At 74.0% G+C, this 25,005-nt stretch carries 17 protein-coding genes and 1 pseudogene; 4 read left to right on the top strand and 14 right to left on the bottom strand.

Going from position 1 to position 25,005, the window contains the following annotated elements; all coding sequences use genetic code 11:
- Positions 1-342: 342 nt before the first annotated feature.
- From ABTZ03_RS16745 to ABTZ03_RS16720, 6 genes are all read right to left on the bottom strand, one after another.
- On the bottom strand, positions 343-1,272 hold the full coding sequence (locus ABTZ03_RS16745; protein ID WP_350513696.1) for a FadR/GntR family transcriptional regulator: 930 nt from the start codon (positions 1,270-1,272) through the stop codon (positions 343-345).
- A gap of 159 nt (positions 1,273-1,431) precedes the next feature.
- Entirely contained in the window at positions 1,432-2,337 is a 906-nt protein-coding gene (locus tag ABTZ03_RS16740) for a hypothetical protein (protein ID WP_350513695.1), read from the bottom strand.
- Positions 2,338-2,340: 3 nt separating this feature from the next.
- Positions 2,341-3,915, bottom strand: a complete 1,575-nt coding sequence (locus ABTZ03_RS16735; RefSeq protein WP_350513694.1) for an ATP-binding cassette domain-containing protein — start codon at positions 3,913-3,915, stop codon at positions 2,341-2,343.
- A gap of 198 nt (positions 3,916-4,113) precedes the next feature.
- Entirely contained in the window at positions 4,114-4,401 is a 288-nt protein-coding gene (locus ABTZ03_RS16730; protein WP_350513693.1) for a hypothetical protein, read from the bottom strand.
- A 140-nt stretch (positions 4,402-4,541) separates the two neighbouring features.
- Complete coding sequence (locus ABTZ03_RS16725) at positions 4,542-5,300, bottom strand: NUDIX hydrolase (RefSeq protein ID WP_350513692.1); 759 nt, start codon at positions 5,298-5,300, stop codon at positions 4,542-4,544.
- A 137-nt stretch (positions 5,301-5,437) separates the two neighbouring features.
- Positions 5,438-7,561, bottom strand: a complete 2,124-nt coding sequence (locus ABTZ03_RS16720; RefSeq protein ID WP_350513738.1) for an amylo-alpha-1,6-glucosidase — start codon at positions 7,559-7,561, stop codon at positions 5,438-5,440.
- Positions 7,562-8,289: 728 nt separating this feature from the next.
- Here ABTZ03_RS16720 and ABTZ03_RS16715 point away from each other — a divergent pair.
- Positions 8,290-9,603, top strand: coding sequence for an alpha/beta fold hydrolase (locus ABTZ03_RS16715; protein WP_350513691.1), 1,314 nt, complete (start codon positions 8,290-8,292; stop codon positions 9,601-9,603).
- Between the two features lie 31 nt (positions 9,604-9,634).
- Here the strand turns inward: ABTZ03_RS16715 and ABTZ03_RS16710 are convergent, their stop codons facing one another.
- The gene (locus tag ABTZ03_RS16710; RefSeq protein ID WP_350513690.1) at positions 9,635-11,134 is read right to left on the bottom strand and encodes a DUF4192 domain-containing protein; all 1,500 of its coding nucleotides are present in this window, start codon (positions 11,132-11,134) and stop codon (positions 9,635-9,637) included.
- A 229-nt stretch (positions 11,135-11,363) separates the two neighbouring features.
- On the opposite strand from ABTZ03_RS16710, the gene ABTZ03_RS16705 reads away from it, so the two are divergent.
- Together ABTZ03_RS16705 and ABTZ03_RS16700 are read left to right on the top strand one after the other, a co-directional pair.
- Positions 11,364-13,559, top strand: a complete 2,196-nt coding sequence (locus ABTZ03_RS16705) for a RecQ family ATP-dependent DNA helicase (RefSeq protein ID WP_350513689.1) — start codon at positions 11,364-11,366, stop codon at positions 13,557-13,559.
- A 443-nt stretch (positions 13,560-14,002) separates the two neighbouring features.
- Positions 14,003-14,659 carry a hypothetical protein gene (locus tag ABTZ03_RS16700; protein ID WP_350513737.1) on the top strand — a complete coding sequence of 219 codons (657 nt, stop codon included), beginning with the start codon at positions 14,003-14,005 and terminating at the stop codon, positions 14,657-14,659.
- A 140-nt stretch (positions 14,660-14,799) separates the two neighbouring features.
- Here the strand turns inward: ABTZ03_RS16700 and ABTZ03_RS16695 are convergent, their stop codons facing one another.
- From ABTZ03_RS16695 to ABTZ03_RS16685, 3 genes are all read right to left on the bottom strand, one after another.
- A complete protein-coding gene (locus tag ABTZ03_RS16695) occupies positions 14,800-15,477 on the bottom strand; it encodes a hypothetical protein (protein WP_350513688.1) in 678 nt (225 codons plus the stop codon).
- A 99-nt stretch (positions 15,478-15,576) separates the two neighbouring features.
- Positions 15,577-16,275, bottom strand: a complete 699-nt coding sequence (gene rnhB, locus ABTZ03_RS16690) for a ribonuclease HII (protein WP_350513687.1) — start codon at positions 16,273-16,275, stop codon at positions 15,577-15,579.
- A gap of 263 nt (positions 16,276-16,538) precedes the next feature.
- The gene (locus ABTZ03_RS16685; RefSeq protein WP_350513686.1) at positions 16,539-17,090 is read right to left on the bottom strand and encodes a TetR/AcrR family transcriptional regulator; all 552 of its coding nucleotides are present in this window, start codon (positions 17,088-17,090) and stop codon (positions 16,539-16,541) included.
- Positions 17,091-17,589: 499 nt separating this feature from the next.
- Here ABTZ03_RS16685 and ABTZ03_RS16680 point away from each other — a divergent pair, with 499 nt between their 5' ends.
- Complete coding sequence (locus ABTZ03_RS16680; protein ID WP_502894489.1) at positions 17,590-19,638, top strand: MFS transporter; 2,049 nt, start codon at positions 17,590-17,592, stop codon at positions 19,636-19,638.
- Here the strand turns inward: ABTZ03_RS16680 and ABTZ03_RS16675 are convergent.
- The 4 genes and pseudogenes from ABTZ03_RS16675 to ABTZ03_RS16660 all read right to left on the bottom strand — a co-directional run.
- Positions 19,556-21,064: pseudogene (locus tag ABTZ03_RS16675) on the bottom strand (DUF4153 domain-containing protein); the annotation flags it as partial. The gene ABTZ03_RS16680 and the pseudogene ABTZ03_RS16675 sit on opposite strands and share 83 nt — an antisense overlap.
- Positions 21,065-21,227: 163 nt before the next feature.
- On the bottom strand, positions 21,228-22,154 hold the full coding sequence (locus ABTZ03_RS16670) for a carbohydrate ABC transporter permease (RefSeq protein ID WP_350513684.1): 927 nt from the start codon (positions 22,152-22,154) through the stop codon (positions 21,228-21,230).
- A complete protein-coding gene (locus ABTZ03_RS16665; protein ID WP_350513683.1) occupies positions 22,151-23,173 on the bottom strand; it encodes a carbohydrate ABC transporter permease in 1,023 nt (340 codons plus the stop codon). Before ABTZ03_RS16665 ends, ABTZ03_RS16670 begins: the two co-directional genes overlap by 4 nt.
- A gap of 196 nt (positions 23,174-23,369) precedes the next feature.
- Entirely contained in the window at positions 23,370-24,755 is a 1,386-nt protein-coding gene (locus tag ABTZ03_RS16660; protein WP_350513682.1) for an ABC transporter substrate-binding protein, read from the bottom strand.
- Positions 24,756-25,005 lie beyond the last annotated feature (250 nt).

The raw sequence follows: 25,005 nt of genomic DNA, 5'->3' as shown, positions 1-25,005 counted from the left end.
CGGCGCCCGCGGCCCGGGGCCGACATCCATCATCGCGCACTCCCGCCCGAGCTGATTGTCATGGACGGGGCGTTGGATGTCGAGGCGTTCCGCCCGGGGGTGGCACCGCCCGACCCGGGTCGGGGCGACGGCGCTGATCGTTCCGGAGCGGGGCGAGGGCACCGATCGTTTCGGGTCGGGATGACCGCCGATCGTTTCGGGCCGGGTGACGCCGCCCCCGCTCGGGCGGGGCCCTCGCGGCCGACGTCGTGCAGAAGCCCTCCGGCTGCGCCGTACGGCGCGACCGGAGGGCCCTGGAGGAGCGGACCGCGCCCGACGCGCCCGCTCGTGAGAACAGTCCGCTCAGTGCTCCCGGGGCGCGGGGACGGAGGGCTCCATCTCGGGGTGGACGGTGAGCAGCGCCCGCATGGCGGCCTCGCCCGCGGTGCCGTCGCCGGTGCCCAGCGCGTCCACCAGCCGGCCGTGCAGGCTGACCGAGGACTCGGAGGGGCGCTCGCAGGAGATCGTCGGACCGCCCGAGACCTGGAGGGCGCAGGAGACGATCCCGGACAGGTGCTCCAGCATCCGGTTGCCGGCCATCTGCAGGATCAGGGCGTGCAGCTCGGCATCGGCCCGGGTGTAGGTGGACAGGTCGGCCTGGGCGGCGGCGTGGCCCATGATCTCGACCAGCTCGACCAGCCGCTGCTGGACGTCCTCCCGGCCGTGACCGGCCGCGAGCCGGGCGGCCAGCGGCTCGATCGCCCAGCGGAGCTCGAACAGCTCCCGGCGCTGCTCGTCGCGCTGCGGGCCGAAGGCGCGCCACTCGATGATGTCGGGGTCCAGCAGGTTCCAGTCGCCGACCGGGCGGACCCGGGTGCCGACGTTCGGGCGGGCGCTGACCAGGCCCTTGGCCTCCAGCACGCGCAGCGACTCGCGGACGACGGTCCGGGACACCTCGAACCGCTGGCCGATCTCCTCGGGCACGAGCGGACGGTCGGCGCCCAGGTCGCCGGAGACGATCATCTGGCCGAGCTGCTGGACCAGCTGGCCGTGCAGACCGCGACCGCGGCTGCTGGTGGTCTTGCGGCCGACCCGGGCGATGTCGGACTCGGCGCCCTCCCAGCGGGGCGCCGGCGGGGTCGGCCGGTCGGCGTACGAGAAGCGGTCCAGATCGCCGGGACCGTGGATGGGCCCATCGGCGGAACGGGCGGGGGTCATGGGGTGCGCAAGGGTACTCACGCCTCCTTTGTCGGCGATCGGCAGGCGCAGCTTGAGAATTCTCGTGAAAAGCACACGAAAGGGTGATCGGCCGTGACTGGATAATTGACTTCTTATCAGGAAGAACCGCGCATTGCGGTCAGTGCTGGTCGATCTTGGTCCTTCGGGGCGGCGGGGCCCGGACGCGCGGCGGCAGCCCGTCGCGGTACCGCGAGGCACTTCGGTGCTGCGGTACTACAGCGAGCGGCGGCGGACCTGGACGAACAGGGCCGCCAGCAGCAGGGCCGCCGCGGGGGCCGCTCCCACCACGAGAAGGGCCGGATCCGTCAGCGCCGCGCTTCCGGCCGCCGTCCCGCGGACGCCGCCGTACACCCAGCCGTAGGCCCATTCGAGGCCGGACTGGAACGGCAGCAGTTCCGCCGCCCGGACCGGCCACGGGTGGCCGGTCCGGCGCAGCAGCAGGGCGACGCCCGACTCCAGCAGCGGGGGCAGCGCGCACAGCAGCAGCACCCCGGCGGTGGCGCTGCGGGTGAGCGAGGCGGTCAGCACACCGGTCCAGCCGGCCACCACGGTCAGCAGGACGAAGGCCAGCAGCGCGGCCGGCACTCCGTGCCCGGCCAGCAGCGCCAACGGGGCGAACAGCCCGGGCAGGTCGGCCGGTCCGCTCAGCCCGACGGCGCCCAGCAGCCCGGAGGCCTGGTCGGAGAGCGCGCCGGGATCCGTCCAGGCCGCCACCGTCACCCCGCCCGGCAGGGCGAGGTGCACGGCCACGGTGTCGATCAGCAGGGTGGCCAGCGCCAGCAGCGCCGCCACCGGGCCGACCACCAGCAGCTTGGCCAGCAGCAGCCGCACCCGGCGCGAGTAGGTCACCTGCGAGGCCGCCAGCCCCGGGTGGCGCACCTCGTGTCCGTAGGAGAGCGCGCCCAGCACCCCGGCACCGAGCGCCGCGAACGGCAGTGGGATCAGCGGGACGGCGGCGGTCAGCAGCCGTACCCCGGCCGGGGCGGCCAGCGGGCCGGTCGGGGCCTGGCTCGCCAGGACGGCGGCCACGACCGCGTCGCAGAGCAGGACGGCGGCGAGCAGCAGCCAGGTGGAACGCAGGCCACGCAGGCGGCGCAGCTCATAGGCCAGGACACGCACGGTTCACTCGCTCCGGTGGTCGTCGGGGGCGGCGGCGGGGGCCTTGTCGGTGCTGACGCGGCCGAGGCGGACGGTGTCGTCGGTGAGCAGGTCTGCGGCGCTCTGGCGGCGGCGCATGGGCTCGGTCTCGGTGCGGAGCGCCTCGGTTCGGTGGGGATCCGGGTGGGCGGGCTCCGGGTGGGCGGGATCGGTGCCTACGGGCTCGACCTGGAGGGGCTCCGCCGGAGAGGGCTCGGCGTGGGCGGGCTCGGCGTGGAGGGGCCGGGCGACCGGGGTGAGACGGGTGGCGGCGGCCGGCTGGTCACGGAAGAGCCGGTCGACGACGACGGCGGGGGTCGTGCGGGTCGTGGCGGCCTTGGCGGCCGGCGGCGGGGTGGTGCCCGTGGCGAGGACGGGCAGGGCAGCCGTCACGGCGGCGACGGGCAGCGCGCGGGTGCCGCGGGCCACCACCTCCTCGCGGGAGCGGCCCTCCGTCGCGGGCACGGGGACGGTGGGCTCGGGGACGGTGGGCTCGGGGACGGTGGGCTCGGGAGTGCTGGACCGGCGGTCCGGGTCGGCGCCCGACCGTGCGGCCCCCGGCGCCGATTCGTGGACCGACTCGTGGACCGACTCGTGGGACTGCTCATGGCCCCGCTCGGCTTCCGGCTGGAGGCGGAGGTGGCCGGAGCGTCCGGAGGCGACCGGCAGGGCGGTGCGGGGCGCGGGCTGTTCGACCACCCGGTCGGCCAGCTCGTGCAGCAGGATCCCGTGGCGGTAGGCGAGTTCACCGATCTCGGTGCGGTCGATGCCCGCCACCGCGAGGCCCGCGCCACCGTCCCGGCGGACCTCGGCGCCTTGGCCGACCAGCAGGTCCGCCAGTCGCGCCATCTGGGGTCCGCGGACGGCGACCTCGGGGCTGAGCCTGGTCCGGCAGAACTCCGCGACCGGCTGGTCGGCCATCATGCGGCCGTGGTCCAGGGTGACCACCCGGTCCGCGAGTTGCCCTGCTTCCCGCGGGGTCCGGGTGGTCACCAGCACCGTTCCGCCCGCGACGGCGAAGGAGCGCAGGAAGGAGTGGAACCACTCGACGTTGCGCGGGGACAGACCCTCGGTCGGCGCGTCCAGCAGCAGTGTGCCGGGATCGCCGAGCAGCGCCGCGGCCAGCGAGAGCCGGCGGTGCATGCCCGGTGAGAAGGTGCGCAGCCGCTGCCCGGCGACGGCGGCCAGCCGGGTCTGCTCCAGCAGTTCGTCGGCCCGTCGCGCCGAAACACCGACGGCCGCCGCCAGCATCCGCAGGTGGCCGCGCGCCTTGCGCCCCGGGTTGCCGGCCACCGCCGCGGCCCCCTCCCCCGGCCCGGGCAGCAGCACGCCGACCTCGCGCTCGGGCCGGCGGATCCGGCGGTAGGGGCGGCCGTCGAAGAGGGTGATGCCCTGGCCCCGTTCGAGTTCGAGCATCAACCGCAGGGCGGTGGACTTCCCGGCCCCCTCGTCACCGAGCAGGACCGTCACCATCCCGGGCCGGGCGTCGAAGGTCAGATCGAGGACGGCCGGCGGCGCGCCCTTGCGATGGACCTTGGTCAGTCCGGTGATCTGGATCATCGCTGGCTGCTCCCGTGCCCTCGGCCGACCTGCTCGACGCCAGCACATTAGGGGTCAGCACCGCAGATTCCGGGCATTACCGAACCGCCACGGGCCCACCGCCTGCCCACCTCACCCGATCAGGGGACAATCCGATCCTGCGATTCACGGGCTCGGACGGTCCGACGCGCCGTCGGCGCCTGCCCCGGAGGCCGGTGGCTACGTCGCCAGAAAGGCCGCGGCCCCGGCCGGGAGCGGCTGGCCGGCGCACTGCTGCTGGAAGTCCTCGGCGGCGGCCCTGCCCTCTTGCGCGAGCAGGGCGAGCTGCTCCTGCTCTGCGTCCAGCGTCTCCTGCACCGACGCGATCGTCGCCGGGGCGGCGTGCGCGGCCTTCAGGGCGGCCAGCTGCTCCTCGGTCCGGTCGGTGGTCATGGTGAGGCTCTTGAAGTCCGCCACCAGTTTCACGATGCCGTCCCGCCGGGCGGCGCACGGGTTGTCCGCGGTCATCACGGGGCTCCCAGGGTCCGATGGCCTTCGGCCCGGCGGCCGAAGCGTCCACCGACACTGTGCGCCGGGCTCGGGCCGTCGGCCCCCGGGCCGGGGCCGTTCGACGGCACGCGCGGACGGCCGTCCGGGCCGCAGGGTGTTCAGGAATCCGGGCGGAGCATGGGCGGGTTGAGGACGGTTGCGCCACCGGCGGTGAAGAGCTGAGCCGGACGCCCGCCCTGACGGGTGGTGGTGCCGCCCGAGGGGAGGAGGAAACCGGGGGTGCCGGTGACCTTGCGGTGGAAGTTCCGCGGATCCAGAGCCACGCCCCAGACGGCCTCGTAGACCCGGCGCAGCTCGCCCACGGTGAACTCGGTCGGGCAGAAGGCGGTGGCCAGGGAGGAGTACTCGATCTTGGACCGGGCGCGCTCCACGCCGTCGGCGAGGATCAGGCCGTGGTCGAAGGCCAGCGGGACCCCGTCGGCCGGGCTCTCGCCGAGGAGCTCGCCGACCGGGGCCCAGCGCGCGCTGCTGGCGTCGCCACCGGCCCTGGGGGTCGGGAGGTCGGGGGCGAGCACCAGGTAGGCGACGCTGACCACGCGCATCCGGGGGTCGCGCTGCGGGTGACCGTAGGTGGCGAGCTGCTCCAAGTGGGCGCCGGCCGCACCGGGGCCGACCGCCTCGTGGCCGGGGGCGGAGTGGGCGCGCAGCCCGGTCTCCTCGGCCAGCTCGCGGGAGGCCGCCTCGGCCAGGCCCTCGTCCGGACGGACGAAGCCGCCGGGCAGCGCCCAGTACCCCTGGTAGGGCGGCTCACCCCGTCTGACCAGCAGGGCGCAGAGCAAGTGGTCGCGCACCGTCAGAACCACCAGGTCAACCGTGACAGCGAAGGGCGGGAAGGCCGACGGATCGTAGCGCGACATGGCGACGATCATAGTCGTCTCTCTGACGATAAGCACAGGCCCGTTCACGGAGCGCGCAGCACCGGTGACCGGGGCCGCCCGGGGCGCGGGCTCGCGCCCCGGGAGTCGACCGGCCGGGGCGCCGGCCTGGCCGGATGTCAGCGGGCGACCAGTTGCAGGTCCGCGGAGGCCTCCTCGACCATCGCCACCCCGATCCGGCTCACCCGGACCGAGAAGGGTTCGCCCGCCACCCGCAGGCCGGTCAGTTCGAGCTCGCCGAGCGGGGCGGTGCTGGCCGGGCGCACCAGGACACGGCCGCCCGGAACGTCCGGCCGGACTCCGGCGAGCGCGAACACCGCGTGAACGGCTCCGGCCGCGGAGACCGCCGCCGGGCGGCAGGCGGCGGGATGGGGCACCGGTGGACTGCCGGGGGTGCGCTGCTCCCCGGCGTACATCTCCGGCAGCCGGCCCTCGAAGTGGGCGGACGCGGCGAGCAGACCCTCCAGCAGGGCGCGGGCCTCGTTCTCGTGGCCCGCCTCGGCGAGTCCGGCGATCGCCAGCGCCGTCTCGTGGATCCGCACCGCGCCGCCCCGGTGGCCCAGCGGGTTGAAGCGCGGGGACTTGGCGCTGAGCGTCCGGAGGCCCCAGCCGCTGTCCAGCTCGGGCGTGACCAGGCGCTGGGCGAACAGCCTGGTCTGTTCGCGGTCCAGCAGGCTCTCGTGCCGGCCGCCGTCGGCGGCGAGCCCGGTGTCGAGCAGGTGCACCAGCGAGGAGGCGAGGGCGGGCAGCGGTTGGCCGCCCGGGGCCAGCCCGGCGGCGGGGCGGCCGCCGGAGAGGTCGTCGATCCAGAACCGCTCGCGGAAGCGCCCGCGCAGGTCGGCGGCCCAGCTCCGCCAGTCCCCGGCCCCCGGCCTGGCGAAGGACTCCAGCAGTTCGGCACCGTGCAGGGCGGCGCGGTGGGCCTGCGCCTGGACCTCCGCGCGGGCGGCCACCGGCTGGACGGCCCGGTCCTCCACCGGACGGCTGAGGTCGGTGACGAAGCCGTCGACCAAGCCCTCGCGCAGGGCGGCCAGGGCCCGTTCGGCGGCCGGGAGCAGCTCGGCGACCTCCGCCCGGGGCAGGCCCCAACGCCAGGCCTCGGCCAGCACCGTGACGAACAGCAGGGTGGCCTCGGTGGCCGTGCAGGTGGGCGGCAGCTCGGGGCCGCCGTGCCGCAGCGCACCGGGCAGCAGCCCCTCGGCGCGGCCGGGGGCGGGAGCGAGCTGCTGGCGGCGGGCCAGCGCGCGCAGGGTGCCGGCGGCGAGCCGGGTGCCGAGCGGGAGGGTCAGCCGGGCGGCCCACAGCGCGTCGGCCGGGGCCAGGCCGAAGCGCCAGGGCGCGCCGGAGGCCGGGTAGAGGTCGGTCGGGCGGTCCGGGTCGGCGAACAGCAGCCCGCCGAGGGCGTCCAGCGAACGGTCGACCAGCAGCGCGGCCCGCGGGTCGTCGCTGCGCACCTCCGGTTCGGCCCAGGGCAGCGGGACGCCCGTGCCGCGCCCACCGGGCGGCCGCGGGCCACCGGGGACGCTCTCCAGTTCGGCGCGCAGCTCGACCGACCAGCGGGCGCCGGGCTGGACCTCCAAGTCCCAGCGAAGCACTCCGGCCCCGGCCAGGACGGCGTGCGGCGAGGGCTTGGCGCTGACCACGGCGCTGTGCACCGGGCCGGACCAGCGCAGTCCGGCGGACTGCACCTGGCCGGGCAGGTCGGGCGGGCGGTGCCCGGCGGCGATCTCGGCGACCGGGCCGAGGTCCGTACCGAGGGCGATCTCCAGCGGCAGCCGGGCGGGCCGGGCCCCGGTGTTGCGGACGGTGACCGTCTCAACGCCGTCGGCGTGGCGCAGCCGCTCGACGGTGAGCGCCGGGTCCGGGTCGAGGTCGCCGGGGAGGCGGACGGCGCCGAGGAAGCGGGCCTGGGCGGTGCTGGTCAGGGTGCCCTGGAGTGGCAGCGGTTCCATGCCGCCCAGCCGCAGTTCCATCCGGGCCAGCACCCGGACGCCGTTGCGGTAGAAGCCGTGCAGGCCGTGGCCGCGCAGTTGGCCGTCCGGGCCGGAGGCGGCCATCGCGGGGGCGTTGACGCAGAGCAGCGTGTGGTGGACGGCCGGGGGCTGCGGGCGCGGCGGGGGCACGGTGCGTCCGGGGCCGACGGGGGCGCCGACGGGCGCGGCCACCGGGACCTGGTCGGGTCGGCCGGGCGGTCTGGGCGCGCCGACCACGCTCTCGGCCGGCATGGCCTGCAGTGGCCTCATGGCGGTCACCGGACTCTCCTCCCCTCGGCGGTCCGGTGGCCGGTCAGGCCGGTGGGCCGCGAGCATGCTCGATCGCGTGCTGATGGTGCCTGGCCGACGGGGCCTTCCCGTCGGCGGGTGTGCCGTGTCTGGCCGTACCCGGCGGTGGGTCGTGCCATGCGGTGGCGGCACCGGACCGGTACCGGCGCGCCGCGCCCTCGCCTTCGGACACGTCATGGTGCCCGGCACACCGTCAGGTCCGGCAACCCGGCCTGACGGTGACGCTCCGCCCGCGACGACCCGCCCCCGCGGCCCGCATCGGACGAGCCGATGGGCCGCACCCGGCCGGTCCACCGCGCCGGACGACCGGCCGCCCGGGAACCGGGCTGCGGCCGGACACCGACCGGGCACAGGCCCCCCGGGGTGAACGCCGCACACCGCCGCCAGGTCACGCCCGCCCTGACCGCCCATTGGTCGCGTTCGGCGGGCCGGACCGTCGCACCGCCCCTGTCGAGCCGTCACGGAAGCCTCCGCCGGGCCCCGAGGCCGTCCGTCCCCGGAACTCGGCGCCGGTCGGGCCGGGGCCCGGTCGCGACCGAGGGCCCGGTCCGGTCCGGTCCGGTCAATCGAGGCGGTCGAACCTGTGCTCGACCGCGGTCAGGATACGGTGCGAGGGTCGCGGCGCCTGTACCCGGTGACCCCGCGAACCGCGACGCAACCGCTGTGACCAGCAGAGACCGAGGAGTTGCATGTCCACCGTCAGCAAGCTGCCCGGGATTGTCACGACCGACCACGTCTTCCAGGTCCCGCTCGACCACACCTCCCCGGAGGGGGAGCAGATAGAGGTCTACGCCCGCGAGGTGGTGGCCGCCGGCCGCGAGCAGGACGACTTGCCCTGGCTGCTCTTCCTCCAGGGCGGGCCCGGCGGCAAGGCCCCCCGCCCGCTCGGCCGGGACAACTGGCTGGACCGCTCCCTGGACGACTACCGGGTGCTGCTGCTCGACCAACGCGGCACCGGGCGGTCCACGCCGGCCACCCGGCAGACCCTCGCCCGGCGCGGCGGACCGCAGCAGCAGGCGGACTACCTGGCCAACTTCCGCGCGGACTCGATCGTGCGGGACGCCGAACTGATCCGTCACCGGCTGCTCGGCGCCGACCGCCGCTGGAGCGTGCTCGGCCAGAGCTTCGGCGGCTTCTGCGCCCTCACCTACCTCTCCTTCGCTCCCGAAGGCCTGACCGAGGTCTTCCTCACCGGCGGCCTCTCCGGCCTGGACCGTTCGGCCGACGACGTGTACCGCGCCGCCTACCCGCGCGTCGTCCGCAAGAACGAGGACCACTACGCCCGCTTCCCGCAGGACGTCGAGGCCGTGCGCCGGATCGCCGCCCACCTCGCCGACTCCCCCGCGACCCTGCCCGACGGCGGGCTGCTCACCGTCGAAGCCTTCCAGGTGCTCGGGCTGGGGTTCGTCGGCGGCAGCGGTTCCGGATCGCTGCACCACCTGCTGGAGGAGGCCTGGGTGGAGGGCCCGGCGGGTGCCGAGCTCTCCGACACCTTCCTGGCCGGTGTGCAGGCCCGGCTCTCCTTCGCCGAGAACCCGCTGTACGCCGTGCTGCACGAATCGATCTACGGCCAGCGTTCGGTGGACCAGGGCGGCACGGCCTGGGCCGCCGAGCGGGTCCGCAAGGAGTACCCGCAGTTCGACGCCCGGGCGGCGCTGGAGTCCGGCGCACCGGTGCTGTTCACCGGGGAGATGATCTACCCCTGGATGTTCGAGACCGACCCGGCGCTGCGCCCGCTGAAGGAGACCGCGGAGCTGCTCGCCGCCCGCACCGACTGGCCGGACCTCTACGACCCCGCGCGGCTGGCCGACAACACCGTGCCCGTCGTGGCGACCGTCTACCACGACGACATGTGCGTGGACACGGCCCACTCGCTGGAGACCGCCCGCGCGGTGCGCGGCCTGCGGGTCTGGGTCACCAACGAGTGGGAGCACGACGGCCTGCGGGTGAGCGGCGGCAAGGTGATGGACCGACTGATCAAGATGGCCCACGGCGAGGCGTAGCGGCCTTCCGGCCGGTGGGGCGGCGAGTGGTTCAGTGCGCACCGCGAACCCCTCTCGCCGCCCGCCGGGTGCTCCGGCACCGGTGGACCCCGGTGCCGGAGCGGACCGCTGCCGCCGAGGCACAGGCCCCCGCCCGGCCGAGCCGAACTCCCCGGGCGGGCCTGCCCTGCACCGCCGGACCGCACCCGGGCGCCGGAAGCACCGCGACCGGTCCGGTGCCCCTCGCGTCCACACCCGGCTCACCGGAGTGCCCGGGAGCGTCGGGACCGCGATCGGCCGGGGCCGACCCCGTGGAGGCGCCCTTCCGCCGACCGCCCCGTCGCCGTCGGCGAGCGCCGCCCGGGGCCCGGCCCGGCCCCGGCGGTGACTCCGGCCCGCCGTCGGTCACGGGGCCGGACTCGGGCTCAGGGCCGGACTCAGGACCGGACTCAGGCCCGGCCGCACGCTCCTCGCGCCGCCTCCGTTGGGCTTCGACGGCGGCCAGCAACGCCCCCGGCGCCATGCCGTCGTTCATGGACTCGTACAGCAGCTCGGCCAGCAGGTAGCCCGGGGACAGCCGCAGGACGTGGCCGAGCACCACCCGGGCGGTGGCCGTGTCCCCCGCGACCCAGGAGGCCCAGGCCAGCAGGGTGAGCGGGGCCACCGCGCACCCCTCGTACGGCGGCACCGCGCGCCGGGCGAGGAAGCGCCAGAGCCGCTCGGCGGGGGCGAGCTCGGCGGGCCGGACGTACTCGACGCCGCGGTCCCGGGTGAGGCGGTCCCGCAGGGCGAACAGCAGCCGGGCCGTCCGTTCCTCGTCGAGCTCCCGGGCGCCGGCCGCGAACTCGGCGAAGGCCTGCTCCAGCAGTTCGAGGCCCTGCTCCCGGGTCACGGCCCCGGCCCGCGGCTCGGCGCCCACCAGCGCCTCGCGCTGCGCGGCGTCCTCCGGCGGGCCGACCGGGGCCAACCCGCCGACGATCGCCTTCCGACTGCCGCGCGGCACCAGGCCGGCCACCGTCGCGGCGGCGGCCGCCGGGCCCGGATCGGGCCCCCGCCGCACCGGGTTGCCCGCCGGATCGCAGCACCCCTCCCGGCGGCAGAGGAAGGACCACCAGCGGCCGGCCGAGACGCACAGCGACTCCTTGACCGGCACTCCCCTGCGCCCGAAGGCCGCGCGCAACTGGTCGGCCAGCGGACGCAGGCCCTCCACCGGCGGCGGGGCGTGCGCCGGAACCGGATCCTGGCAGAGGTAGAGGAGCACTTCGAGCGGCCGGCCGCCGTGCCGCTCGGAGAGGGCGAGCAGCAGGGCCGCCGTCTCCTCCGCCGCGGCGGGCCACTCCGCGGGCGAGACCGGGAGGTCCGCCCGGATGACCCCGCCCTGGTGCAGGTCGGGGCCCTGGAGGCCGACCGCGACGATGCTGTCGTCGGGGTAGAACCCCAGGAGGTAGGGCAGCAGTTCGGCCATGTCGGCCGGACCGCGCATGACGACCGGCCGCTGCTCGGAAGCGGGGCCGAGGGACAGGGTGACGTGTTCGTTGTTCATCGCGTTCATGGCCGCAAGCGTGGACGCCGTCCGCCGCCGACCCCGGAATTTTCTTTTTTCCTGTGGATAACTCGGCCCGCGAATTTTCGTTCGCCCATTCGGAGCACGCCAAACCCACTCCGGTCAGTGAATTTCAGCAGCCGTTCAGCGGATCAGCGAATGAAATCCACTCCACCTTCCGCTTCGCCGTCCAGGCCGCATTCGCCGCTTGTCGGCGGCATGGGGTTACATCGACGCCATGCAGCAGCCCGACATCCACAGCACCGAAACCGCCGACCGCGCCGAGGTCCGGGCGCGGGCCGAGGCCGTCCTGCGCGAACTGGCCGGTCCCACCGCCAGCCTGCGCGAGGACCAGTGGACGGCCATCGAGGCCCTCGTGGTCGACCACCGCCGCGCCCTGGTCGTCCAGCGCACCGGCTGGGGGAAGTCCGCGGTCTACTTCATCGCCACCGCACTGCTCCGCGCCCGCGGCGCCGGACCGACAGTGATCGTCTCCCCGCTGCTCGCCCTGATGCGCAACCAGGTCGAGTCGGCGGCCCGGGCCGGGATCCACGCCCGGACCATCAACTCGGCCAACACCGAGGAGTGGGACGAGATCCAGGCCGAGGTCGCCGCCGGGAAGGTCGACATCCTGCTGGTCAGCCCGGAGCGGCTGAACAACCCGGACTTCCGCGACCAGGTGCTGCCCAAGCTCGCCGCCTCCACCGGCCTGCTGGTGGTCGACGAGGCCCACTGCATCTCCGACTGGGGCCACGACTTCCGCCCGGACTACCGCCGGCTGCGCACCATGCTCGCCGACCTGACGCCCGGCGTCCCGGTGCTGGCCACCACCGCGACCGCCAACGCCCGGGTCACCGCGGACGTCGCCGAGCAGCTCGGCACCGGCACCACCGACGAGCGTGCCCTGGTGCTGCGCGGTCCGCTCGACCGGGAGAGCCTCACCCTGGGCGTGCTCGCCCTGCCGGACCCCGCGCACCGGCTCGCCTGGCTGGCCGACCACCTCGACCGGCTCCCCGGCTCGGGCATCGTCTACACCCTGACGGTGGCCGCCGCCGAGGAGGTGACGGCCTTCCTGCGCGAGCGCGGCTTCCCGGTGGCCTCCTACTCCGGCCGCACCGAGGACGCCGAGCGCCGCACCGCCGAGGCCGACCTGCTCGCCAACCGGGTCAAGGCGCTGGTCGCCACCTCCGCGCTCGGCATGGGCTTCGACAAGCCCGACCTCGGCTTCGTCGTCCACCTGGGCTCGCCCAGCTCGCCGATCGCCTACTACCAGCAGGTCGGCCGCGCCGGGCGCGGGGTGGACCGGGCCGAGGTGCTGCTGCTGCCCGGGCGCGAGGACGAGGCGATCTGGCGCTACTTCGCCTCGCTCGCCTTCCCGCCGGAGGAGCAGGTGCGGCGCACCATCGACGCCCTGGCCGAGGCCGGCCGACCGCTCTCCACCGCCGCCCTGGAGCCCCGGGTCGACCTGCGCCGGGCCCGGCTGGAGACCATGCTCAAGGTGCTGGACGTGGACGGCGCCGTCCGCCGGGTCAAGGGCGGGTGGACGGCCACCGGGCAGAGCTGGGAGTACGACACCGCCCGGTACGCCAAGGTCGCCGCCTCCCGGGAGGCGGAACAGCGGGCGATGCGCGACTATGCGGCGTCCACCGGCTGCCGGATGGAGTTCCTGCGCCGCCAGCTGGACGACGAGCAGGCCGTGCCGTGCGGGCGGTGCGACAACTGCGTGGGGCCGCTGCACACCCCGGAGGTCACCGCCGAGACCCTGGCAGCGGCCCGGGCTGCGCTCGGCCGCCCGGGCGTGAGCTTCGAGCCGCGGCGGCTCTGGCCGACCGGGATGGAGGCGCTCGGCGTGCCGCTCAAGGGCCGGATCCCGGTGGGCGAGCAGGCGGAGACCGGCCGGGCGCTCGGCCGGCTGTCCGACATCGGCTGGGGCAACCGGTTGCGCACCCTGCTCGCCGAGCAGGCGCCGGACGTGCCGGTGCCCGGCGAGGCGGTCAACGCGCTGGTGGCGGTGCTGGCCGACTGGGCGCGCGGCCCCGGCGGCTGGGCCGGGCCCGCCACCACGGAGGGCACCCGGCTGGAGCGTCCGGTCGGCGTGGTGACCATGGCCTCCTCGACCCGCCCCCAGCTGGTGGGCAGCCTCGGCGCACGGATCGCCGAGATCGGGCGGATGCCGCTGCTCGGCCGGATCGAGTACGCCGGTGGACTGCCCCCGCACGGGGCCCGCAGCAACAGCGCCCAGCGGCTGCACTCGCTGGCCGGAGCGCTCGTCCTGCCGCCGGAGTTGGAGCAGGCGGTGGCGGCCGCGGGCGGGCCGGTGCTGCTGGTGGACGACCTCGTGGACTCGGGGTGGACGGTCACCGTGGCCGCCCGGCTGCTGCGTCGGGCCGGGGCCGGCGCGGTGCTGCCGCTGGTGCTGGCCGTGCAGGGGTGACCGGACAGGGGTGACCGGGTGGCGGCCGAGCGCCGCCCACCCGGCCGCCTTCACTCGAATGGCCTAACGGAAAGGAGCCCGCAGAGCGATTTCGATCACACCGGAGACCCGACCCGAGAAAGGAGTGCCCATCATGTCGACAACGGTTCGCGATGCTCTTCACGCGGTGTGGATCAAGGCCGGACGGCACCTGAAGCTCGCTCGGGCCGCCGTGGAACATATCCGGCAGAACATGGGCTATCGGGTGGCGTTCATCATTTCATCGTTGCCGCTCCGGCCTCGTTGCCCCGAGAATTGGGAGGTACCCGAAACCCGGTCCACCGGACCCGCCCTCCGGCGTACCCAGGCACCCGCCTGCCCACGGGTCAGGAAGGAGGATCGTGATCAACGGTATCGGCCGAGGTCAGCATCCCCTCTCCGGGAGGTCGGCGCCGAGACGGCAGCTGGACCTGGAGACCTGGACCGCCTCGGAGATCCCGTTGCTGCGCGATCCGCGCGAATTCGTGCTGGAACTGCACCAACGCCACCTGCCCCAGCCCGGCACGGTCGTGGTGGCCGTCCTGGACGCGCTCCACCACCTCGCCGCCTCGGCCTCGTTCACGCCCTGGCCACACGACACCGACGGCTGGCAGCACCGGAACGCGCTGCTGACGCACCTGCGCCGGATCACCCCGCACGACCTGCGCCTGCCCGAGCCGACCCGGACAGCCGTGCTGCTGCGCTGCCGCGACGGCGCGCCCGGCTGGACGGAGCAGGACGGCGCCTGGATGTGGGCACTGCGGGACGCGGCCGGGCTGCACGGGCTGCGGTGCGGCTCGTACGTCGGGCTCACCCCGACGGGCTGGCAGATCCTCGGAGACGGACGGGGCGGGCGCAATCCGCACGCGGGTTCGTGGGCGGACGGCCCGGTGCACACCGTGACGGAGCTGCCGCCGCGCTCGGTACTGGACGAAGCTCCACGCAGCCAGCGCGCCCGCCAGCAAGCCGTCGAACAGGCCAAGCGGGCCGACGCTCCGCAGCGTTCCCCGCAGTCCGAGCCGCCGTGGATCCCGGCCCGGGTCAACGCCGTCCGACCGGGCCGCCGCACCGGCACGCGCTGAGCGGCCCCGGGCGACCGTCCGAGGACACGCCCGGAACAGGACCCCTGGCGCCACAGCGAGGCGGCACGCCGAGGACGGGCTCCGGGCCCGGCACTGTACGGCGCCGGGCCCGGAGTGGACGAGGACTGGCGGCGCTCCGGTCAGGCCTTGACCGGGCGCCCCGGCGCGACTCCGGCCGACGAGGCGGCGGCCGGCCCGGCCTCCCCGCAGACCACCAGCAGGGCGGTGGCGCGGCCGAGCGCCTCGGTGTACGCCTCCGCGGCCCGGGCGGGCGAACCGCCGTTGACCACCAGGACGACCACCTCGCGGCGGGCCGGCCGGGTCAGTGCGGCGTCCGCGTAGAACACGTCCCCGCCCTCGGTGAGCTGCGCCCAGTAGCGCTGCTCACCGAAGGAGAGCTCGTGCTGCTGCCAGGGGTGCGCCTCGCCGACGGTCAACACCAGGATCTCGCCCGGGTTGCGGCCCGAGTCGAGCAACAGGTCGACCGTCCCATCGGCGCGTTCGAGCGCCTCGGCCGGGACGGCGGCGATGCGCCGGACCTCGACCTGCGGGACGGCGGGGGCCGGGCGGCGCGGTGCCGGTCCGGGCTTGGGGATCAGGCGCGGCGGACCCGAGCGGTCGGCACGCGGCGGTGCCGGGCGAGGCGCCGAACGCGGGCCGGGCACCGGGAGCGGCGCGGCGGCAGTGGTGGTGGGTGCGGTGGGCGCGCCGCCGGTGGCAGGCGCGTGGAGGGCTTGTGCGTCCGACTCGCGGGGGAAGGGAACGCCGGGGCCCGGGAGGCTCTCGTGAATCTCCGGCTCCTCGGGGAAGACAGGCATACCCGGATATCTATCAAATGCCGGTCGAACGCGCACGGGCGCCCCACCTATTGGGCACCAAGCATCCGCGACCCCACCGGGGCAATTCCAGACGGACCGTCAGAAACCGAGCGTCAACTGTTCGTCGGCGGATCCCTGGCCCGCGCCCGGAATGTCCCGACCGCGCTTCAGATGACGCCACCGGGGCAGCGCGTCCAAGTACGACCAGGAGAGCCGGTGGTGCTCGGTGGGGCCGAGTTCCTCCAGCGCGGCGCGGTGCACCGGGGACGGATAGCCGGCATTGTCCGCGAAGCCGTACTCCGGGCAGTCCTCGCCCAATTCGGCCATCAGTCCGTCGCGGTGGACCTTGGCGAGCACCGAGGCGGCGGAGACGCAGATGCAGGACTGATCGCCCTTGATCACCGTGCGGACCCGCCAGGGGCCGCCTAGGTAGTCGTGCTTGCCGTCCAGGATCACCGCGTCGGGCTCGACCGGAAGGGCCCCCAGCGCGCGGACCGCGGCCAGTCGCAGCGCCGCCGTCATGCCGAGTTCGTCGCACTCCTGCGGCGAGGCGTGACCGAGCGCGTACGCGGTGACCCAGTCGGCGAGCACCGGTGCGAGGGCCTGGCGGCGCAGTTCGGTGAGCAGCTTGGAGTCGGTGAGCCCCTCCGGCGGCTTGCGCAGGCCGGTGACGGCCGCGCCGACGGTGACCGGTCCGGCCCAGGCACCGCGGCCCACCTCGTCCAGCCCGACCACGATCTTGGCGCCGGCCCGGCGGAGGGAGCGTTCGACGGAGTGCGTCGGCGGGACGATGGGCATCACGGACTCCGTTCGGCAAAGCAGCCCCGTGGGGCGGAACAGCCCGATCGGCGCGAGGCGGCCCGGTCGGGCCGGGCAACCCGCTGGGCGGGCGGCCCGCACCGGTGGGGCGGTCTCCAGCCTAAGCCCGCCGACGGGCACCCGGTCCCGCCCGGCCCCTGAGCCCGGCCACTGCCGCAACGACGGCGACCAGGGCGACCGGCGACCGGCGACCGGCGACCGGCGATCAAGGTCACCGCAGCCACGGCGCCCGGCCGACGGCCTTACGGCTGCCGGACCATCGGGATCAGCACGTCGTCCACCAGCCGGACCGCGTAGTCGGGGGCCGGCCCCTGGTCGGAGACCTTGACCTGGTACATCAGCATGGCCGGGACGACGTCGGCGACCAGCGGGGCGACCGCGCCGGGCCGGACGTCGCCGCGCTCGACGCCCCGGCGGAGGATGTCCAGGATGGTGTCCTTGGTCGGTTCGATCACCCGCTGCGCAATGAAGTCCTTGAACACCTCGGCCTGTTGGTGCGAGAGCTCCGCCATCAGCGTGTGCAGCGCAGCGCCCGCCCGGGAGCAGATCGCGTCCGTGAACAGCTCGATGAGGTGCAGCAACTCGGCCCGGGCGGACCCGAGATCAGGGATCCCGTGGAGGCGTGGCAGAGTGGAGTCCAGGGCGTCGATGACGAGTTCGACCTTCGACGCCCAACGCCGGTAGAGCGCGGCCTTCCCGGTCCGCGCCGCACCGGCGACGCCTTCCATCGTCAGTCGCGCGTATCCGCCGGAGGTGAGCTGGTCGAGCGCGGCCTCGAAGATCGCGTTCTCCAATTCCTTCCCCCGCCGCCGCACCGGACGCGCCAACGCCTCCCGGACGGCCCGCCCCCGACACCGGGGGTCCGGCTCCACGGCGGACCCGCCAGACTTCTCCGACCGGCCGGACTTCTCCGGCGCCCCCGACGCCCCGGGTTCCGCAGGTACCGGTGACGACGGGCCCGCATCCGCCGGTCGGGCGGACGCCCGGTCCACCGACAGGCGTCGCATCAATCGCTCCATCCCCACCATCCTTAAGGAACGCTTGCGTTCACTATCAAGCCCAGGCTATCGTCCAGATTAGTGAACGGCACCGTTCCTTCCTAGCCTGCGTCGCCACGCAGCAGCACCTTCGGGCCCGCGAACCACAGCGCGGCCGACGCATCACCGCACCGATATGCCTGCGCACCGCCGTACCGACGCACTGCTGCACCCACGCACCGCCGTACCAACGCACCGCCGTACCCACGCACCCACAGCACCGAGCACGTAGCCAGCAGGGGGCACATTCGTGGCTATCACCGACACGCTCAGCAAGAACTCACCACCGAAGGGCGGCGAGGGCCGGGGGAAGGGCATCACCCTGACCGTCATCGCGGCCACCCAGCTCATGGTGGTGCTCGACGCGACCATCGTGAACATCGCGCTGCCGCACATCAAGGACGCGCTGAACTTCTCCACCACCGACCTGTCCTGGGTCATCAACGCCTACACCCTGACCTTCGGCGGCCTGCTGCTGCTCGGCGGTCGCGCGGGTGACATCCTCGGCCGCCGCCGGGTGTTCATCTTCGGCACCCTGCTGTTCGGTCTGGCCTCGCTGCTGGGCGGCTTCGCCCAGGACAGCACGCTGCTGCTGGCCGCCCGCGCCCTCCAGGGCATCGGTGGCGCGATCTGTTCACCGACGGCCTTCGCCCTGATCGCCACCAACTTCGAGGAGGGACCGGCCCGCAACAAGGCGTTCGGGGTCTTCTCGGCCGTGGCCGGTTCGGGCGCCGCGATCGGCCTGCTGGCCGGCGGTCTGCTCACCGAGTACCTGAACTGGCGCTGGGTGTTCTTCGTCAATGTGCCGATCGCCGTCCTGATCGCGATCGCCGCGCCGCGCTACATCGCCGAGTCCGAGCGCCACCCGGGCCGCTTCGACCTGCCCGGGGCCTTCGCCTCGACACTCGGCCTGGTCGGCCTGGTCTACGGCTTCATCCGGGCCGCCAACCCGGACTACGGCTGGTCGGACGGTCTGACGATCGGCTCCTTCGTCGGCGGCGCGGTCCTGCTGGTCGCCTTCTTCGTGATCGAGCGGCGCACCGGCCAACCGATCACCCCGCTGCACCTGTTCGCCAACCGCAACCGCACCGGCGGCCTGGTGATGATGCTCTGCCTGGCCGCGGCCATGTTCGGCATCTTCTTCTACGTGGTCCTGTTCGTGCAGGGACCGCTGGGCTACAGCCCGCTCAAGGCGGGCGTGTCGTTCCTGCCGATCAGCGTGTCGATCATCATCGCCGCGCAGATCGCGTCCGCCCTCCAGGCCAAGTACGGCCCGAAGCCGTTCATGGCGGGCGGCGCGCTGCTGGTCACCATCGGCCTCACCTGGCTGACCCAGATCCACAAGGACAGCGGCTACCTCGACGGCGTGCTCGCCCCCACGGTGATCTTCGGCTTCGGGATGGGCCTGATCTTCGTCCCGGTGATGCTGATCGCGGTCGCGGGCGTCCCCGGCGAGGAGACCGGCGCCGCCTCGGGCCTGCTCAACTCGATGCAGCAGATCGGCGGTTCGCTCGGACTCTCGATCCTCACCACGGTCTTCGCGCACTACGCCGTGCCCGAGGCCAAGGCGCAGATGCCCGCGTTCCTGCACTCGGCCTCACCGGACCAACTGGCGTACCTGCAGGACAAGCACGACTTCCCGCCGGGTTCGGACGCCGCCAACTCGGTGCTCGCCCAGGGCATTTCGCACGGGTTCATCGTGGGCGCGGCGCTCGCCGCGGTCGCGCTGCTGGTCGCGATCTTCGCGATCAAGGCGAAGGCCGGCCCCCGCCGCCCCGGCGTGCGCGCGGGCGGGGCTATCCACCGCCCCACCCCGCCCCCGCCCCGGGCGGGCGGGGCCCGCCGCGCCCCCGGCCGGCCCGGCCGCTTTCCCACCCCGTCCCCCGGCAGGCGCCCACCCGAGCCGCCCCGGAGCCACCCCACTCCAGCCGCCGACCCGACCGGTGCCACCCTGACCGGTGCCACCGCTACCAGCTCGACCCCGACACCAATCCGGCCCGCTCGCAGGGCCCCCGCCCCGACACCGGCACCTCCACCAGCGGCCGGTCCGCCAGGACCCGCCGGGCCTCGGACACCGAGCCGCCGGCCGCGTACCAGGGCCTGGTGTCCCGATCCAGCTCACGCCGGATCAACTGCAGCGCACAGGACCGCTTCGGCTCGGGGAGCCGGTCCAGGGCGGGGACCGCGTCGGCCGAGAGCTCACGGACGTTGCGCAGGTCGATCAGGTGCGAGCGCTCGTACCGGGCCACGTTCTGCTCCGCGATCATCGCGTCCGGCCCCATCAGCCCGTACACCGCGACGGTGAGCATGCCGCTGAGGACGACCGCCCGGGGCAGCCAGCCGGCACCACTGCGGGTGAGTCCGGCGGTGATCAGCAGCAGGAAGACGACGCCCAGCCAGATCTCGACCACCAGCACCCACAGTCGCAGCCTGGTGAGCCCGGAGGCGTCCACGTAGAACCACATCCGGCCGAGCGCCGAGGCGACCACGACCAGCGCGAGCAGACAGAGCAGTCCGAGCAGGATCCGCGCGATCCGACGGTCGCCGGGCGTGGTGCGCGGAGCCCAGCGGTGGGCGACGGCCACCACGACCAGGGTCAGCACGGTGATCACGCTCAGCTGCCAGAAGCCCTGCCGGGCGTACGCGGAACGGCTCATCCCGGTGCTGCTCAGCACGGCGTCCGCGCCGCCGAGCACCACCACGGCCTGGATCACCGCGAAGACACCGAACATCAGGTCGAGCGCGATCAGTGGCAGCGCCCACTCCAGCCGACGCCGCTCCCGCCCCGGGCGGACCGCCAGACGGTCCCAGCGGCGCGGACCGGCCCCGATCCGCGCGAAGCCCAGCGCGGTGACCACCCCGGCGGCGAACAACAGCGTCCGCAGCGGAAGTTGCCCGATGTCGAGACTGGGGGTCAGCCCGGCCAGCAGATCAGCCATGGCGGCGTCGGCACTGGCGAACAGCAGACCGAAAACGGTCAGCAGGACGGCCGCGACCGCGATCGCCTTGAGCACCGGGACGATCCGGCCCCGACCGGGCAGCGCCCGCCCCCGCAGGCCGTCCCAGAGCCAGTCCACCCCCGGCACCACCTGCCAGAGGAGCGCGGGCAGCGCGAACAGCACCCCAGGCCAGCGGCGGCCGCCGTGCAGGGCGAGCGAGGCCAGGCCGAGCGCGCCGGCGGCGGCCAGCAGGGCGGGCCAGCCCGCGTCCCAGCAGGCCGGGACGGCGAGCAGGACGAGGGCCAGCAGGCTCCAGACGGCCGTCCAGGGCCGGATCCGGCGGCCGGCCGTGCGGGCCGTCAGACCGGCCGCGACGGCCGTGGCGGCGCCGCAGATCAGCAGGTTGGCCCCCACGCCGCCGTACAGCAGCCAGGCCGTCAGCAGGCCGACGAGCAGGGCAGGCAGGAGGACCCGGGGCGTGGCCGCCGCCCGCCGCTCGGGGTCGGTGGCGCGCAGCCACTCCCCGGCCGACGGCCCGGGGTCCCGCGGCGGGCGGGGCGCGGCCCAGGGCCGGTAGGGGCCGCCGGGCCGGTACAGGTCACCGGGCTGGTACGGATCACCGGACCGGTAGGGGCCGCCGGGCCGGTTCGGGTCGAAGGGCACGCCTTGGCCGAACGGCACTCCCTCGCCGGACGGCGACGGCGGGCCGGGCGTGGACTGCGGCCCGGACGGCGACTGCGGGCCGGACGTGGGCTGCGGATCGGTCGGGGCAGGCGTGGACGGGCCTGGCATGAGTACCCCTCGGTGGTCGGCGGGCAGGCGGAAGCCGCCCTCCGGGCGGTCCGCGGCGGGCGCGCTCGACGCCGCTGCCGCAGCCGACTGTAGACGATTCTGAACAGGTTCAAAAGTTACTTCTGAACGCGTTCAGATCATCCCGGCCACCCGCCCTCCCCTCCTAGCCCTTCACCGACCCCGCCAGCAGTCCGCGGACGAAGTACCGCTGCAGGCTGAAGAAGACGATCAGCGGCACGATGATCGACAGGAAGGCCCCGGCCGTCAGCAGCTCCCAGCGCCCGCCGAGCGAACCGGACAGCTGCGCCAGCCGGACCGTCATCGGCGCCACCTCCGGTGTCCCGCCCGCGAAGGTGAGGGCGACCAGCAGGTCGTTCCAGACCCACAGGAACTGGAAGATCGCGAACGAGGCCAGCGCCGGGGCGCACAGCGGCAGCACGATCGAGCGGAAGATCTTGAAGTGCGAGGCGCCGTCCACCACCGCCGCCTCCATCAGATCCCGCGGCAGCTGGGCGATGAAGTTGTGCAGCAGGAAGACCGCCAGCGGCATCGCGAACATGGTGTGCGCCAGCCAGACCGGCGCGTAGCTGCCCTTCAGGTCCAGCGCCGGGATCAGCGTCAGCGAACCCAGGTGCGCGCCGCTGGAGAAGAGTCGCAGCAGCGGGATCAGCGCCATCTGGAGCGGCACCACCTGGAGCGCGAAGACGGTGAAGAACACCGTGTCGCTCCCCCGGAACCGCACCCAGGCCAGCGCGTACGCCGCCATCGCCGCGAGCACCAGCGGGAAGAGGGTGGCCGGGATGCTGATCGCCAGCGAGTTCACCAGGAAGGGCATCAGGCCGGTGGAGCCGCCGGAGCCGCCCTCGAACAGCACCGCGTGATAGTTGCCGAGGCCGAAGTCCGGGTGCAGCAGGGCGTTCCACCAGCCGTCGGTGGTGACGTCCTGCTTGGGCCGCAGCGAGGTCACCAGCAGGCCGAGGGTCGGGATCGTCCAGAGCACCGTCATCGCGATCACGAACACCGAGGCCAACGGGCTGCTGAAGGCCTTCCGCACCGGATTGCCCCGGCGGGCGGTCACCGCATCACTCACCGCACCTCACGCTCCCTGCGCAGCTGGACGATGTTGTAGGCCACCAACGGCAGCACCGCGAGGAACAGCAGGACCGCGAGGGCGCCGCCCCGCCCGTCGTTGAACTGCACGAAGGACTGCGAGTACATCTCGTTGGCCAGCACCTGGGTGCCGAAGTTGCCCCCGGTCATGGTGCGGACGATGTCGAAGGCCTTCAGCGTGATGATCATGACGGTGGTCAGGACGACCATCACCGTCGTACGGATCATCGGCACGGTGACGTGCCAGAACAGCCGCACGCCGGTCGCGCCGTCCAGCCGGGCCGCCTCCACCACCTCGTCCGGGATCGCCTTGATCGCCGCCGACAGCACCACCATCGCGAAGCCGGTCTGCACCCAGACCATCACGGCCATCAGCAGGAAGGTGTTCAGCGGCTGGCTGAGCAGCCAGTTCGGCGGGTCCGACCAGCCCACCGCATGGGCGAGCTGGCTGAGCAGGCCGATCTGCGGCTGGTCCTTGCCGCGGGCCTCGTAGACGAACTTGAAGATGATCGAGGCGCCGACCAGCGAGATCGCCATCGGCATGAAGATCAGCGACTTGTACACCGCCTGGCCGCGCATCCGGTCCACCAGCAGCGCCAGCACCAGGCCGAGACCGGTCGCCGCCAGCGGGGCGACCACCAGCCACAGCAGGGTGGTGAGCAGCACCTGGCGCACCGAGTCGGTGGTGAAGGCCCAGCCGAAGTTCTCCCCGCCGACGAAGGCGCTGCCGTCCGCGCTGTGCAGGCTCAGGTAGACCGTGCGGATCAGCGGCGCCACCAGGCCGACCACCAGCAGCACCACGGCCGGGCCGAGGAACACCAGGACGGCCAGCGGTCGGGCCAGTCGGCCCCGGGCCCGGCCGGCCACCAGGAAGACCACCAGCAGGATGCCGAGGAAGCCCGCGATCGCGCCGAGGCTGTTGCCGAACTTGACCGCCGCGTCGCCCCAGGAGCCGACGGCCAGGGAGGCGGCGGCCGGCGGGGAGCCGGATACGGACATGACTGCACGTCCCTTCGGTTCGTCCGGTGGGATGCGAAGACGGGGAAGCGGAAGCGAGGAAACGGAGACGGGGAAGCGGAGGCGGGGAAGCGAAGGGAGGGAAGCGGGGAAACGGGGGCGGAAGGGGGCGGGCGGTGCGGGTGGGTGGCCCCGCACCGCCCTCGACAGGTGGTCCCCAAGTCCCCCGGGCGGCGGACTACTTCGGCCAGGCTGCGTCGATGTCGCCGGCGACCTTCTGGATCGACTGCCCCTCGGCGAACCAGGCGGTCAGCGACTTCCACTCCTGCCCGGAGCCGACCGCCGCCGGCATCATGTCGGAGGCGTCGAACCGGAAGGTCGCGCTCGGGTCGGTCAGCGCCTCCGCCGAGAGCTTGTCGATCGGGTCGGTGTAGAGGCTCTTGTCCACGCCCTGGTTGGCCGAGACCCAGCCGCTCGCGGTCTTCACCCGGCTGCTCGCCCAGTCCGAGCTGGACAGGTAGTTCTGCACCGCCTGCACCTCGGGCCGGCCGGAGAACGCGGCCAGGAACTCACCGCCGCCCTCGACCGGGTTGGCGATCGCCGGGTTGACGGCGGGCAGGTGGAAGGCGAAGACGTCGCCGTCGGGAGCGACCTTGGTGCCCTTGGGCCACTGCGCCTCGTAGAACGAGGCCTGCTGGAGCATCGCGCACTTGCCGGTGAGGATCGGCGCGCCCGCGTCCTGGAAGGTGGTGGTGGCGATCGACTTGACGTCGCCGTAACCGCCGTTGACCCAGGCCGGGTTGAGCATCCAGCCGGCAACGGTCTGCATCGCCGCGGTGATCTTCTGGTCGGAGAACTTCACCTGGTGGCCGACCCACTGGTCGTACACGTCACCGCCGTACGTGCCCAGCACCACCTCCTCCAGCCAGTCGGTGGCCGGCCAGCCGGTGGCCGTGCCGGAGGCGATGCCGCCGCACCAGGGCTTGGCGCCGCCGGCCTTGGCGATCCGGTCGCTGAGCGCCATCAGATCGGCCCAGGTCTTCGGCACCTCGTAGCCGGCCGCCTGGAAGGTCTTCGGCGAGTACCAGACCAGCGACTTCATGTTGGCGCTCATCGGCGCGGCGTAGAAGGTGCCGTCGACCGAGCCGTAGGTCTTCCAGACCGGGCTCCACTTGTCCTGGTTGGCGACGGTCTGCGCGGGCGGCTTGACCACCTTGCCGCTTTTGACCATCTGCCCCAGCAGGCCCGGCTGCGGGATGATCGCAAAGTCCGGGGCGTTGCCGCCGGCCACCCGGACCGGCAGCTGGGACTCGAAGTCGTTGGAGCCCTCGTAGCTGATCTTGATCCCGGTGCACTTGTCGAACTCGGCCCAGGACTTCTCCAGGTTGTCCGACTCCGGGCTGAGGATGGAGGCGAACATCGTCACGGTGGTGCCCGAATGCCCCGCGTACGGCTGGTACTTGGCACAGTCGCCGGTCAGCGTCTGGGCCGCGCCGCCGCCACCGCCCGAACCGCCGGAGCTGTTCGAGCAGGCCGCGGTCAGGGCCAGCGCCGCCAGCAGGGCGGGTACGGCCACCGGTCGACGGCGGGAACTCGTGGACGGCGCGGTCGGGTTGAGGGTCAATGCGGTCCTCCTCGCCAGGGCGTGCTGCCTCGGACGGGCTGCCTCGGGTGGGCTGAACGACATTGCGCTGTACCGGAGATGGGCGTACGGGATCGCTGGACGAGCAGGTGGCCGAACCGGTTCGACGACGTTAACGCAGCCTTCCGCCGCCGCCAAGGTCCATGGTCGACCTTCCCGTACCGGTGCCCCGACGGACGCCTCCGAAACCGGCGGCCACCGGCCGGGAACGCCGCAGCCACCGGCCGGGAAC

The sequence above is a fragment of the Kitasatospora sp. NPDC096077 genome (assembly GCF_040303245.1).
GTDB lineage: Bacteria > Actinomycetota > Actinomycetes > Streptomycetales > Streptomycetaceae > Kitasatospora.
This window is presented reverse-complemented; position numbering and strand designations above follow the sequence as displayed.